The sequence below is a fragment of the Chryseobacterium sp. Chry.R1 genome, from assembly GCF_039645525.1.
Classification (GTDB): domain Bacteria; phylum Bacteroidota; class Bacteroidia; order Flavobacteriales; family Weeksellaceae; genus Chryseobacterium; species Chryseobacterium proteolyticum.
The window spans coordinates 4,063,755-4,078,504 of record NZ_CP151793.1 but is presented as its reverse complement, the minus strand read 5'-3'; the positions used below and the strand labels follow the sequence as shown (position 1 = coordinate 4,078,504).

Annotated in this window: 11 protein-coding genes; 5 read left to right on the top strand and 6 right to left on the bottom strand. The window is 36.1% G+C overall.

Annotated elements, in window-relative coordinates; translation table 11 throughout:
* Window positions 1-58: 58 nt before the first annotated feature.
* The 3 genes from AAEU33_RS18200 to AAEU33_RS18190 form a co-directional block, all read right to left on the bottom strand.
* Entirely contained in the window at window positions 59-520 is a 462-nt protein-coding gene (locus AAEU33_RS18200) for a lipocalin family protein (RefSeq protein ID WP_172277794.1), read from the bottom strand.
* Between the two features lie 205 nt (window positions 521-725).
* Window positions 726-1,889: an iron-containing alcohol dehydrogenase gene (locus tag AAEU33_RS18195; RefSeq protein ID WP_345989473.1), complete on the bottom strand. Its 1,164-nt coding sequence runs from the start codon at window positions 1,887-1,889 to the stop codon at window positions 726-728.
* A 115-nt stretch (window positions 1,890-2,004) separates the two neighbouring features.
* Window positions 2,005-2,409, bottom strand: a complete 405-nt coding sequence (locus AAEU33_RS18190; RefSeq protein ID WP_345989471.1) for a helix-turn-helix domain-containing protein — start codon at window positions 2,407-2,409, stop codon at window positions 2,005-2,007.
* Window positions 2,410-2,506: 97 nt separating this feature from the next.
* Here AAEU33_RS18190 and lpdA point away from each other — a divergent pair, with 97 nt between their 5' ends.
* Window positions 2,507-3,907, top strand: a complete 1,401-nt coding sequence (gene lpdA, locus AAEU33_RS18185; protein WP_345989469.1) for a dihydrolipoyl dehydrogenase — start codon at window positions 2,507-2,509, stop codon at window positions 3,905-3,907.
* A 34-nt stretch (window positions 3,908-3,941) separates the two neighbouring features.
* Here the strand turns inward: lpdA and AAEU33_RS18180 are convergent, their stop codons facing one another.
* A complete protein-coding gene (locus AAEU33_RS18180) occupies window positions 3,942-4,547 on the bottom strand; it encodes a hypothetical protein (protein ID WP_345989467.1) in 606 nt (201 codons plus the stop codon).
* A gap of 253 nt (window positions 4,548-4,800) precedes the next feature.
* Between AAEU33_RS18180 and AAEU33_RS18175 the strand changes: the two genes are divergently transcribed.
* Window positions 4,801-7,335 (top strand): phosphoenolpyruvate carboxylase, encoded by a 2,535-nt coding sequence (locus AAEU33_RS18175; RefSeq protein WP_345989465.1) that lies wholly within the window; start codon window positions 4,801-4,803, stop codon window positions 7,333-7,335.
* Window positions 7,336-7,403: 68 nt separating this feature from the next.
* On the opposite strand, the gene AAEU33_RS18170 is transcribed toward AAEU33_RS18175, so the two are convergent.
* Entirely contained in the window at window positions 7,404-9,008 is a 1,605-nt protein-coding gene (locus AAEU33_RS18170; RefSeq protein ID WP_345989463.1) for a S8/S53 family peptidase, read from the bottom strand.
* A gap of 86 nt (window positions 9,009-9,094) precedes the next feature.
* Between AAEU33_RS18170 and AAEU33_RS18165 the strand changes: the two genes are divergently transcribed.
* The 3 genes from AAEU33_RS18165 to AAEU33_RS18155 all read left to right on the top strand — a co-directional run bounded on the left by AAEU33_RS18165 (window position 9,095) and on the right by AAEU33_RS18155 (window position 12,132).
* Entirely contained in the window at window positions 9,095-10,219 is a 1,125-nt protein-coding gene (locus AAEU33_RS18165; protein WP_172277812.1) for a DegT/DnrJ/EryC1/StrS family aminotransferase, read from the top strand.
* A 363-nt stretch (window positions 10,220-10,582) separates the two neighbouring features.
* Window positions 10,583-11,605 (top strand): UDP-glucose 4-epimerase GalE, encoded by a 1,023-nt coding sequence (gene galE / locus AAEU33_RS18160; protein WP_345989461.1) that lies wholly within the window; start codon window positions 10,583-10,585, stop codon window positions 11,603-11,605.
* Window positions 11,606-11,685: 80 nt separating this feature from the next.
* Window positions 11,686-12,132 carry an adenylyltransferase/cytidyltransferase family protein gene (locus AAEU33_RS18155; protein ID WP_273647536.1) on the top strand — a complete coding sequence of 149 codons (447 nt, stop codon included), beginning with the start codon at window positions 11,686-11,688 and terminating at the stop codon, window positions 12,130-12,132.
* 34 nt (window positions 12,133-12,166) lie between these two features.
* Here the strand turns inward: AAEU33_RS18155 and AAEU33_RS18150 are convergent, their stop codons facing one another.
* Window positions 12,167-14,668, bottom strand: coding sequence for a TonB-dependent receptor (locus tag AAEU33_RS18150; protein WP_345989458.1), 2,502 nt, complete (start codon window positions 14,666-14,668; stop codon window positions 12,167-12,169).
* Between the last annotated feature and the right edge of the window lie 82 nt (window positions 14,669-14,750).

Below are 14,750 nucleotides of genomic sequence, written 5' to 3'. Positions count from 1 at the left end.
TTTTTAGTTATTGAAAACCCGTCTCAAAAAAACTCCCGAACTTTTCGGGAGTGTGGTTTTATCTTTTGTAGGTAATGTAGGCGATATCTACAACCTGGTCTCCATTGATATCTATATTGCCAAAAAGCTGTTGGAGCTTAAGTTCCGTACTATTTAAAATCGCAACTCTGTATTTTAGTTCCCCACTATTTCCATATGTTATGGTAAGGTCTTTAGAGTCTGTATCATATTTAAAGGTTCCTTCACTTAATCCATTCTGCTGACAATCTGCACCAACTCCGGCATAAGAAGTATATGAAGTAAAATAATCGGTCCTGAACACGGTAGTATTTTTGGTACTACATCCACTGGGAGTATCAGAGGCAAGTACAGTTTTATTGTCTTTTCCGGAGATAATTTCTGTTTTACTTGTCTTCCATTCTCCTTTCATCATATCCAGTTCATAAGCCTGCATGTTGTCATCTTCACACGAAGTAAGCGCTAGCGCTGAAAAGGCAAATAAAAGTAGTTGTTTTTTCATTTTCACAAATTTAAGAATATGCTAAAATATAAATAAATTTGAAATATAGATAATGAAATTAAGGTTTTTTAAACAAATGTTTACAAATAAAATAATTTTGTATTAAAAGTTGGAAGTCAGAAACGATTAGAATTTATATATTTTAAAATGAAGTAATTGATCATTCAAATATCTTCCATTATCTGACTTCCAGCCTCAAATCTGTTTAGTAACTCATTTCTACGATCTTATAAGCATCCTGAGGAGTTAACTTTTTGTATTCTCCCAGACCTAGCCAGTTCCTGTCTGTAAAAGCTTTTTCCACTCTTTCAGCAGTTCCTTTAAATTCTTGGGTATATTCCGAGAGTTTAGTCTGGATATCTAAGCTGTGGAAAAATTCTTCCAGCTTCTTAATACCAGCTTCTGCTTTTTCCTCAATACTTCCTTCTTTAATTCCCCAAACTCTTTCAGCATATTGTGCCAGTTTTCCTTTTTTGGAATCAAAATTATACCGGTAATGAGAAGGGGCAATAATGGCTAAAGTTCTCGCGTGATCAATGCCGTAATAAGCTGTTAATTCATGACCCATAGCATGAACAGCCCAGTCTGTGATCACTCCTTTCTGGATCAGACCATTCAAAGCCATGGTACAGCACCACATAAAGTTTCCGGCAGCATCATAATCAAAATTGTCGGCCATTACTTTTGGAGCCGTTTCCTGAAGACTGATCAAAATACTTTCTGCAATTCTTTCCTGCAGGTCTGCAGAAGATGGAGCCGTCATATATTGTTCAAGAACGTGCGTGTATGCATCAGTAATTCCATTAACGATTTGTCTTTTAGGGATCGATCGTACAACCTCCGGATCTAAAACTGAAAATTGCGGGAAAAGACCGGGACCTCCTGTGGATAATTTTTCGTTAGTTTCTCTTCTTGAAATAACATATCCTGAGTTCATTTCGGAACCTGTTGCAGGAAGAGTCAGAATACTTCCGAAAGGCATCCCTTCTCCTTCAAAGGTTCTTACCGGTTTGGTGAGGATTTCCCAAGGCTCACTATGGTAGTTGGCTGCCGCGGAAAGAAATTTCGTTCCGTCAATAACCGAACCGCCACCTACTGCCAGGAGAAAAGTAATTCCTTTGTCTTTGATCACCTGCAGTGCATTGATAAGTACCTCGTATTCCGGATTAGCTGGAACACCCCCGAATTCATGCACTTCATAATCTTTTAAAGCTTCTTTTACCTGATCATAAACGCCGTTACTTTTAATGCTTCCACCTCCGTAAATCATTAATATTTTGGCATCAGCAGGAATTTCTTTTGAAATTTTAGCGATTTCACCTTTTCCAAAAAGTATTTTGGTTGGATTTTTAAATTCGAAATTGAGCATTAGTGTAAATTTATTTTACTCAAATTTACGGAATGCAAAGTGAAAACTGAGTTAATGGAGTTTTAAAATTATTATGATTCTGTTTTATGAAAACTATTAGTGTATGGGAATTGTATCATTTTCCCTTCAGGTACGCTTTGGCAGTTTCTATAAACTTTTCTTTATCTTTTCTTATTCTTTTCAGCATCTCTACTTTATCAGGAGGTGTTGATAAATATTTATCACCCCAAAGATTGATCTCTACGATGATAGGGACGAGGTCAATTCCTTTCTCAGTGAGAGAATAAATGACTTTTAATTTATTTTCAGGATGATCTTTTTTATCAATAATACTGTTTTCCAGTAAATGTTGTAACCTCGAGGCTAATATATTGGTGGCTATTTTTTCCTCTGCTTTCAAAAAAGCTCCGTAAGTACATTCTTTATGAAGCATAAGGTCACGGATGATAAGCAGAGACCATTTATCTCCCCATATTTCAAGGGAAGAGCTGATAGGGCAGTCGGATCTTTTTTTACTCATAATTTTAATTGAAAAAAACACTTGCAAAATGAAAGTTTTTATTTAATTTTACTTTTATTTTGCAAGCAAATTTAATTATAAATAAATTAATAAATCAATGGAAAATTATGACGTTGCTGTAATAGGCTCTGGCCCTGGTGGATATGTAGCTGCAATCAGAAGTGCACAACTGGGTTATAAAACTGTAATCATAGAAAAATATGCAACATTGGGAGGTACATGTACAAACGTTGGCTGTATTCCTACAAAAGCATTACTGGATAGTACCCATCACTACGCAGAAGCACAGCACGGGTTTGGGAGTCATGGAATTATGCTCAATGAAATTAATCTTGATTTTAGCCAGATGTATAAAAGGAAATCGGAGGTCGTAACTAAAAATACTTCCGGGCTTGAATTTTTAATGAATAAAAATAAAATCACACATATTCAGGGAATGGCCCGATTTATTAATGATTCCACTATACAGGTCAGCGGAAAGGAAGGTGAACAAACTGTTGTGGCTAGACATTATATCATTGCAACAGGTTCCAAGCCTTCAACTATTTCAGGGATTGAAATTGATAAGAAAAGAATAATCACTTCTACCGAAGCTCTTTCTCTTCAGGAAAAGCCTAAAACGATGATAATCATCGGTGGTGGGGTAATCGGTGTTGAAATGGCCTCTATTTTTAGCAGAATAGGGACTAAAGTTACCATTCTTGAATACGCGGATCATCTTATTTCCACCATGGATCACGGGTTGGGCAGGAGCCTTCAAAAGATTCTTAAAAAAGAAGGAATTGAAATACATCTTAACCAGTCTGTTTATAAAGCGGAAAATTTGGGAGCTTCGGCAAAAGTTTTTTTTCGTGATCAAGACGGAAAAGAAAATGAGCTGGAAGGAGATTATGTATTGATGGCGGTGGGAAGAAGACCTTACACAGAAGGTTTAGGACTTGAAAATACAGGGGTGCAGGTTAATAACCGTGGTTTTATTGAAGTAGATGAAAAATGCTGCACAGCAGTTTCTACTATTTATGCAATAGGTGATGTTATCGGTGGTGCAATGTTGGCCCACAAAGCGGAGGAAGAAGGGGTTCTTGTTGCAGAAACAATCAATGGCCAGAATCGCCATATCCATTATGACCGTATTCCTTCAGTGGTGTATACCTGGCCGGAAGTGGCATCTGTTGGATTTACAGAAGAATATCTTAAAAAAAATCAGATCGAATACAGGTCAGGATCGTTTCCTTTCTCGGCCAGTGCCAGGGCCAGAGCATCGATGGATACGGAAGGTTTTGCAAAAGTACTGGTAGATCCTAAATATGGTGAGATCTTAGGAGTTCACATTATTGGAGCAAGGGCTGCGGATTTAATTGCCCAGGGGGTTATAGCCCAGGAATATGAAGTGACAGCAGAGGACATGTTCCGTATTTCCTATGCACATCCTACGTACTCAGAGACATTGAAGGAAGCCTATCTGATTGCGTCCGGACAGGGAGCTGTTAATATTTAATCTTGTGAAAAAACTACTCTTTAGAGTAGTTTTTTTATTGGGTATTGCAGTCATTACTTTTATAATACACTCCATTACTTTTTGCTTCGAGTCTTCCTGTTTTTCTATTAATTTTTATAAGAAAAGATTCTTTTGTAGCGGGACAGGCTTTAGATTTTAAACCAAATAAGGAAACGTATTTTTCTTCTATTTTGTATGAACCTGTGAATTTGTTTTTTGTATCAATCGAATAACCATAGGTTTTCGCAATCAGTAAAGCCTCTGGAAGGTTGTCTATGAATCCGATGAAATTTCTTAATTGCTGTTCGTTTGTGAAGTATACTGATCTATCCTGTTTGCAGGCAAGGATATAGGAAAAACATCCTTCACCGATACACTGCTGGAAAAACCCTTTTTCGGGCATAGGTTCATTAATGGTCATGAATTCCGGCATCTGGCTTTCATAAATTACAGCTTTATCAGGATCAGAAACATTGGTTAGGACTCTCCAATACTGATACTCTTTATCCGGAACAATAAATGGATACAAATAATCGGTGGTATCCAATATATCCGGAATTTTTTTATAATCATCAGAAACTTTAATCTGTGCAAAAGGCAGATATGATATCATAAGGAAAGTAGCGATGATTATTTTCATAGAGGAAAGTGTTTTCATGCGAATTTACGAAATGTGATTTTGAAATTGGTTATTTTTAAAGTTAATATCGGCTATTTATGAAGGGTTCTCATTATCGCAAGTGATTGCTTTTTTTACATTGTCGAGGAACACTAAGCTTTAATACGCATCACTTCTCATCAGTGATTAACATATAGACTTTATGATCTCACATTTTTATATTTTTTTAATTAAACAGACATTGATTAAAAACAAAATCTCCTAAATTTGTTATATGATACATGACCAACGCGCAGAGAAATTCAGGCAGATTGTAGAAAATAAATTTCAGATCTACAATTCATTATTTATGAGTTTGCCTTATGATAAAATGACCAATATCGGGATGTTACTCCCATTTTTATACGAAGAAAGCAAAAACGGTTACGAGGCCGGAAAGACTCCTGAAGAAATCGTAGAGGAGTTTTTTAAAAGCCATACCGACCTGCATACTGAGGAACAGAAACTAGAATTGCTTTTTAAAATCATACAATATATCGAAAGGCAGGTGGTTTTATTTGACAGTATTGAAGATGCTGCCTTTCCGAATCTACATTCGGAGAGCGATAATGGAACGGTAACCAATCTTTTTGAGCGCTCCCAACAGGATCATAAACTTGAAAAAGTTCGTGAAAAGTTGAGGGATTTTACAGTAAAGGTTGTGTTCACCGCTCACCCTACACAATTTTATCCAAGTTCTGTACAGAGGATCATTCAGGATTTAAGGTCAGCGATTACCACTGATTCTGTTACCAATATTGATATGCTTCTTCAGCAGCTGGGAAAAACTCCTTTTGTTAATAAAGAAAAACCGACTCCTATTGATGAGGCATTGAGTATCATTTCCTATTTACGCTATGTGTATTACGATACCATCGGTGAATTGTTTACCAAGATTAGAAAAACATTCGGAAACGGACATTTTCATTTGCATGAAGATATCATACAGCTTGGTTTCTGGCCGGGAGGAGACCGGGATGGGAATCCTTTTGTAACGGCTGATGTTACCAAAAGAGTCGCTGAAGAACTTCGTTCTGCAATTTTAAAATCTTATTACAGCCATTTAAAATTTATCAGAAGACGTTTAAGTTTCAGAGGCGTGTCGGAAGTTTTACAACAGCTTAATGATGAATTGTATGCGGCTATTTTTAATAACCACAAAATTACCACTGAAGATATCCTGAAAAGGGCAGATGAAGCAGAACATATTCTTATACGGGAACATAACTCATTATTTTTAGATCTTCTCGTGAATTTCAAAGACCGGGTTAAAATTTTCGGGACCCATTTCGCCACATTAGATATTCGTCAGGACAGCAGGATTCATCAGCAGGTTATAGATGAAGTCTTTGCAAAATTATATGGAGATAAGGAAGCCGATCATAATGAAAAATTCAACCGATTAATTCAGGATTCAAAAACAGTTAAGGCTGATGATTTTGAAGGCATTGTAAACGATACTTTGTTTACGGTTTCAGAAGTTGCTGAAATTCAGCAATTGAATGGTATGAGAGGAATGAACCGTTATATTATATCCAACTCCGATGCTGTGAAAGATGTGATGAATGTATATGCATTTTTCAAAATTTGCGGTTATCAGGAAGAGAATATCAATATGGATATTGTTCCTTTGTTTGAAACCATGGAAGGGCTTGATAATGCTGAAAAGGTAATGAAAGAACTTTACGAAAATCCGGTTTATAAAAAACATCTTGAAAAAAGAGGTAATCAGCAGACCATAATGCTGGGCTTTTCCGATGGAACAAAGGACGGTGGGTATTTAAAGGCCAATTGGGAGATTTACAAGGCCAAAGAAGTTCTTACTAAACTTTCCGAACAAAGAGGGATCAAAGTAGTATTTTTTGATGGAAGGGGAGGACCTCCGGCCAGAGGAGGGGGCAAGACCCATGATTTTTATGCTTCTCAGGGAAATACCATTGCCAATAATAAAATTGAGCTAACCATTCAGGGACAGACTATAACCAGTATTTTTGGAAATAAAGAGCAGGCAAAATACAATTTTGAGCAGCTATTAACGGCGGGAGTGGAAAACGATGTATTTAAAAACTCTAAAAAAGACCTTACTGAAAAAGAAAGAAAGTTGATCAGTGAGCTGGCAGAGATCAGTTATAAAAAATATTCCGATCTGAAAGCACATCCGATGTTCGTTCCGTACTTGCAGGAAATGAGTACATTGGAATACTATGGTAAAACAAATATTGGAAGCCGTCCATCAAAACGAGGAAACGGAAACGAATTGAAATTCGAAGACCTAAGGGCTATTCCTTTTGTAGGTTCGTGGTCCCAGCTGAAGCAGAATGTGCCGGGATTTTTTGGTTTTGGTTTTGCCATGGAGGAAATGAAAAAGCAGGGAAGGTTTGAAGAAGTAAGAGAATTATACAAAGGTTCGGACTTCTTTAAAACTTTAGTTTTAAACTCTATGATGAGTATGAATAAATCTTATTTCCCGCTTACTTACTATATTAAAAACAATCCGAAATTCGGAGCATTCTGGAATGTGCTCTTTGAAGAATATAACCTTTCAAAAGATATCATGCTTGAACTTACCGGATTTACCATGCTGCAGGAAGAAGATCCATTGTCAAGAAAATCTGTAAAGATCCGTGAAAAGATTGTATTGCCTTTGTTAAGCATCCAGCAATATGCTTTAATGAAGATCCAGAAAGGAGAAGGGAACAAAGAAGCTTATGAAAAGCTGGTAACAAGATCATTGTTTGGAAATATTAATGCGAGTAGGAACTCAGCTTAGCAAAGGATCTCAAAACTATAATAATTAATCTCGTTATAACAAAGCCACTCAATTTGAGTGGCCTTTGTTTATTCTTTTATAAATTTCTCATAATAAGATTTATCTTTTGTCTGAATCTTAAGGTAATAAGTACCTTTCGGAAAATGCTCAACCTTAATCGATTTTTGCCGGTTGCTCCGGATGATGAGCCTACCCATGTTATCATAAACTTCCAATGCAATAACATCTGCTTCTGATGCGACATTTAGAATGCTTTTAACAGGATTTGGAAATATGGCAACTTTGTGCTTTTTTACTGCTTCGGAAGTGTTTAAAGTTCCATTATAGAAGTTTCCGAAATTAAGAATCCCATAACCCATCTGATCTGTGTAGGAAGGATATAATGAGGCCGTTTGTCGTAATTTGTTTTTCATCAGATCTCGGTTCATATTGGAAAAAGCCTGAATTAAGCAAGCTACTCCACCTGCAGCAATTGGTGTTGCAATTGAGGTTCCTGTAGCAGAAGTTATTGAATTATTGAAAACAGTAGCAGATGCAGTACCTCTTGTACTGCCGTCTGGCTTTATTACACCCAACGCATTAGGCCCGAAAGATGAAAATCCGGATGAGATTCCGGAAGAATCTACTGAGCCTATCGTAAACACCTGGGGATTATCTGCAGGAGTGCTGATATAATGCCAGGGAAGCTGTCCCGAGTTTCCTGCTGCAATTAATACAAAAATACCTTTGGTTGTTGCAATCCCGGCGGCTCTGGCTATAAAAGATGTGCTTCCATTCATATCAGAATACTGATAATTATATCGTGTATCATCAAATGTGGTGTATCCCAGAGATGTAGTAATAAGGTCGACCCCTTTTCGATCAGCTTCCTCTGCTGCTTCAATCCAGTATAATTCTTCTTCAGGAATTTCTATAAGGGAATTTTCGCTGCGGTAAAGATAGAAATCAGCATCAGGTGCCGAACCGACAAATATATCCTGAATATAACCTCCAATTGCACCTAAAACAACAGAGCCATGGACATTGAGTGAGGGGTTATAAATATCATTCGTTTTAGTAACAAAATCAAACCCTCCCTTTATTTTATTATTGGTCCATAATCTGGCAAAAGCAGCGCCTGTGTTTACTGTCGGAAATCCGGTGTCTATAACTGCGATGGTTACACCATTTCCCGTAAAGCCTGCAAGATGAAGAGGTCTTAGATTGATCTGATCAATTTGCTCTGAGCCTGAACCATAATCAAATGTGGTCAGGTTTTTATTTGAATTGTCAAAATTTTCCCATTTATTAGGGTTGGTCTGTTTGGTCCCTGCAGAAGCATTTCTTGCAAAACTTTCTACTGACTGGACATAGGGTTGTGACTGAAGTGTTGCAATCTGGGCTGAAGTGGCATTTACGGCTACTCCGTTAAGCCATTTTGAGTAATCGGTAACTGTAAAACCAAGGTTTTGGATATTCTGGATATAAGATTGTTCAATGGGAGCATCCTGATCATTCAGGGGAATTCCCAAAGCCGTGCGTCTGTTCAATGATTTCTGGCTAAGCTCAGAAAGGGGATTAGCATAAAATGCTGACTTATTAGGCTTGTCAGTGAAATACACGAATACCAGTGCTGTTTGTGCAAAAGCCAGAGAGTAACCGGTTAAGAAACAAAAGAGTAGAGTTTTCTTCATGGTGTTATTTTGTATAAAGGTAAAACAAAATCAATAAAATTTTTGAATGGATTGTAAATTCCTTATTTTTACGGAAATATTTATTTATGAAAAAAATTCAGATGGTTGACTTGCAAAGTCAGTATTACAAGATAAAGAATGATGTAGATAATGCAGTATTAAATGTAATGGATTCTGCGGCTTTTATAAACGGCCCAGAAGTGAAGTCCTTCCAGAATGAATTGGAATCTTATTTAGACGTAAAGCATGTTATTCCTTGTGCAAACGGAACTGATGCTTTACAGATTGCTTTGATGGCTTTAGACCTTAAAGAAGGAGATGAGGTGATCACTGCTGATTTTACTTTTGCAGCTACTGTAGAAGTTATTCATTTATTGAAACTTAAATCTGTTTTGGTAGATGTAGATTACGATACATTCACAATTTCTACGGAACAGATTAAAAAAGCAATTACTCCGAGAACAAAAGCGATCATTCCCGTACACATTTTCGGACAATGTGCTAATATGGAAGAAATTCTGAAAATTGCCGAAGAGAATAACTTATTCGTTATTGAAGATAATGCGCAAGCAATTGGTTCAGACTATACGTTTTCCGATGGGACTGTAAAACAGGCAGGTACGATGTCTACGGTAGGTACCACTTCATTCTTTCCATCTAAAAATTTAGGTTGCTATGGAGACGGAGGTGCTATCTTTACCAATAATGATGAACTGGCGCACCGTTTAAGAGGAATTGTTAATCATGGAATGTACGAAAGGTACTATCATGATGAAGTAGGAGTGAACTCTCGCTTAGACAGTATTCAGGCTGCTATTTTAAGGAAAAAACTTCCTAATCTTGATTCCTATAATGAAGCAAGAAGAAAAGCTGCGGATTATTACGATGAGGCTTTTGCGGGAAACCCAAACATATTAACACCAAAAAGAGCCGAAAACACAACCCACGTATTTCATCAGTATACTTTAAGAATAGTAAACGGAAAACGTAATGAGTTACAAAAATTCCTTGCAGAAAAAGAAATTCCTGCGATGATCTATTATCCGGTAGCATTAAGAAAGCAAAAAGCTTATTTCCAGGAAAGTAATGATGCAGATTTTGTAAATACGGATAAATTATTGGATCAGGTGATTTCTCTTCCGATGCATACAGAATTGGATGAAGAGCAGTTGAAGTATATTACGGATGCTGTATTAGAGTTTCTGGGGTAGTAGTAATGCACTGTGAAAAAGAAAGTATTTAAATTTAGAATCATAGGATTATTAGTTTTTCTGTTTGGCCTTTTTATTTCTATTTTATTTGGATATGGGATTAGTGCAGAATATAGTAATCAAGAGAATGGTACTTACAGATATTGGATACTTTCGTTTGCAATTTTGGTATTTCTGCTAAACCATACAAGTCTTATTACAGATATAAATTCAAGAATATGATATTGGATTTACTTCTATTGGTAGTATGATATTAATTTTCTTAATTTTTGCAATTAATAGATTTAAATTTAAAGAAGTACAATATGAAAATATTGATTTCATAGGTAAAAACGAAAAATAAAAATCAAAACATAAACTTAAATGGCAATACTCGTAACCGGAGGTCTTGGATATATAGGTTCCCATACCGTAGTGGAATTACTTAATAATAACTTTGATGTTGTTATTGTAGATGATTTGTCTAACTCTGAAAGATTTATTTTAAATAATATAGAAGAGATTACCGGAAAGAAACCTGTTTTTTATCCCTTTGATCTAAAAAGAAAGGAGCTTTTAAGTCAGGTTTTTGATGCTCATCAGATTGACGGATGTATCAACTTTGCTGCTTCTAAGGCAGTTGGCGAAAGTCAGGTTATACCTGTTGATTATTATGAGAATAATTTATTTTCTCTGATCAATATTCTTCAGGAATTTAAGAAGAGAGAGATCTCTAATTTTATTTTCAGTTCTTCATGTACGGTTTACGGACAGGCGGATGTAATGCCCATTGATGAAAATACCCTATTAAAAATGCCGGAGAGCGTTTATGGTAAAACTAAACAAATGGGTGAAGAGATCCTTAAAGATTTTGCCAATGCATATAAAAGAAAGATTTCCTTATTAAGATATTTCAATCCTATTGGAGCGCATCCTTCGGGTAAATTAGGCGAATTGCCTATTGGAGTTCCAAATAATCTTGTTCCTTATGTGATGCAGACGGCAGCAGGAATTCGTGAAAAATTAAATATTTGGGGGAATGATTACGACACGGAGGACGGAACACCAATCCGCGATTACATTTATGTTGTTGATCTTGCAAAGGCTCATGTTGCAGCATTAAAAAAATTAATGTCAGATTCTAGTAACAATACCGTTATTGATATTTATAATTTAGGAACCGGAAAAGGATTCTCAGTTTTAGAAGTGGTGAATGCTTTTGAAATGGCAAATGATGTGAAGGTTGCTTATCAGATCTGTGACAGAAGAGAAGGAGATATTATGGTTGCATATGCTAATGCTGACAAAGCTGAACGTGAGCTGGGGTGGAAGGCTGAAACCAGTTTGCAGGAGGCATTAAAAACGGTTTGGGAATGGCAAAAATACCTGAACTCAAGAAATTTATAATAAATGATTAACAAAATATTTCTCTATGAAAGGAATTGAATAAAAGATTTCTATCTTAGCGAAGTTTTAAATAGACTAATATGAAAACAGAAAGAATAGGGATTACATTCTCTTCATTTGACTTACTTCATGCAGGACATATAAAAATGTTAGAAGAAGCAAAAACCGTTTGCGATTATCTGATTGTAGGTTTACAGATTGACCCCTCCCATGATCGCCCTAATAAAAATAAGCCTACTCAGACCATTGTAGAAAGATATATTCAGCTTAAGGCAGTGAGTGCTGTAGATGAAATCATTCCTTACTATACCGAAGAAGACCTGGAAGACATTTTGAAATCTTTTGTCATAGACGTAAGAATTATCGGAGACGATTATATGGACCGTGATTTTACAGGAAAAAAATACTGCGAGCAAAAAGGAATAGAGATTTATTATAATAAAAGGGACCACCGGTTTTCCTCCAGCGATTTAAGAAAAAGAATTTTCGAAGCCGAGAAAAGTAAAGTACCCGTAAATGCAAAATAAAAAAATCCCGATTAATAATCGGGATTTTTTTGTATTACATTGGTGCCTGCTGGTCATCTCCGGCAGCATTAGCGTTAATGTCTTTTTTCTTTTTAGGTTGGTCTACCTTTTCCCCTTGTTTGAATCTGTAAGTTAAAGATAGAGCAAACTGTCTTGGTTGCCATTGCATGTAAGAATCTCTGGTGAAATCAGTACCATAAGTTGTGGATCTCATTGCTCTGGTATTGAAAATATCCTGAATATTGAAACCTATCGTACCATTGCCATCCCATATCGTTTTGGAAACTCCTAAACTTATTGCATACATATCTTTTCTGTCCTGGCTCTGGGTCTTTTGTGCTCCTCTATAGAAACCTTGCAGCTGGAAATTAAAAGTTTTATCAACTTTGAAAGTAGATGTCAATCTGGCTCTTGTAGAAAAGCCACTTCCATCAAATGACATTGGTTTATCCATGGTTTTAGGATCGTAATAACTACCGGTAGTCTTATAGCCAAACAGGTCAACATTTCCCATAAATTTTAACCATTTGGTTGCATCCCAATTAAAATTTAGATCTAGACCATAGCGATCGTCATTTCCTAAGTTGATTGGCTTTGTATGAAATGTTGTAATATCGTTATCATCAACTGTTTTGTACACCAGCATTTTAACATCATCACTTGAGTGTCTGTAGTAAAGGGTAGGGTTAATGGTAAAGCTTTTTTTAGAAATGCTGTATCCTACTTCGTAAGAATCGACATAAGATGGATTCAGATCAATATTCCCGTCAAAAATGTTTTGATTGTCATTATAACTTGGATTTGGGATCATAAAGAATGAACGTGGACGATCAATCCTTCTTGAATAATTTACTAAAAACTGATTGTCTTTTGCTATTTCATAGCTTAGAAATACACTAGGGAAAAGATTATTATAGTTTTTGGTTGTTTTTTGAGCTCCTCCGGCAAGATTTAAATAATCGATATCTACTTTGGAAATTTCATCCCTTAAACCCAGTTGATACCCGAGCTTTCCGATTTTGCTTTTAAACTGAAGATAAAATGCATTAAACATTTCTTTGTAAGTCGCGTTATATGAGTAATCTTCAAGATAAGATAGCAAGGGATGGGATGCTGTGCTTTCCATGACCATGTTATTATAGTCATTTTTATTGATATCTAATCTATAACCGGCTTCAATCTTAGAATTTTCACCAATAGGAAGTTCATAATCAGCTTTTCCTATAAATGATCGGTTAAGTGTTTTCTGTGCTACAAAATCTTCAAGCTGGAAAACGTTATTGTTGGTATCATATATATTGGTATCATTATTAGATCGGTTCCTTTGCAAACTTGCTGAGAGGGATAAATTCTGGCCTTTATCATCAAATTTGTGATCAAGTCCGAAATCTCCCTGAAATGCTAAGTTATTGCCATTTCCTGTATTCGATCTTTGTCTGAAACCTGTTGTATTATTGGTGAAGTAATCATAATAGGTTACGTTCCCGTTGCTGTTGTTGTCAAAAGTTCTTACAGTACCGGATGCGTTTACGGAGGTTTTGTCATTGATATCATAAACTACCCCCGCAGAAGCGTTATAATTATCATTTTTACTCTTTGTAATGGACTCGTTGTCAATCTGGCTTGTTGTACCACTTGAAAATAATGAATTGTTTCTGCTTGTATTTTTAGACTCGCGGTATCCACCACCTCCATTTAAAAACCAATTGAACTTTCCTTTTCTCCAACTTAAGTTGGTATTGAGAGAAGTTTGTGGAAGATATCCTAAAGTTCCAACAACACTACCGTTAAAACCTGTTTTCTTATTTTTCTTTAAAATAATATTTAAAATACCTGCAGTACCGCTGGCTTCAAATTTCGAAGAAGGGTTTGTAATAACCTCGATTCGATCGATCTGATCTGCAGGAATACTTTGCAAAGCATTGGCACCATCATCAATACCAAGTAATGCAGAAGGTTTTCCATTAATTAAAAACTTCACATTAGAACTTCCTCTCATAGAAACTGTACCGTCCGTTTCAACAGAAACAGAAGGAACATTGGATAATACATCCTGAAGATTTCCTCCCTTACTTACAATATCCTGAGAGGGGTCATATGTTCTTTTGTCAAGTTCCACTTTATATGGCTTCGCTTGTACCGTAATCGTTACACCCTGTATATCTCCCGTTTTAAGGTTGGTCGCACTTTTTTCAGGCTCAATGGATAAGGCGCCGATATTTCCTGCAGCTGCAATTTGTTTATTAACTACACTTTTTTTGTAATCAATTGCTTCAACGGTGATGTCGTAATTCCCGGGAGCAAGATCAAGTTTATACTGTCCTTTTTCATCAGTAAGAGCAGCATCACTAAGTAATTTATTTTCTTTATTGCTGAAGGTGACTGAGGCATAAGGAACAGGTTGATTGTTTTTACTAACAATTGTCCCTGATATAGCTGCTTTTTCCTGTCCGAAAGCAAATGCCGCCGCCGAAAGAACAAAAGTAAGCCCTAAGGTTTTTTTTGTAAAAAGGTTAATAATTTCCGTCTGATTCATAAGGTATTGTTTGTGTAAAATCGTGAAGGGATAACTCCTAATATTATGAAATTATTAATGGGTTAAATTTCAAAATATTACG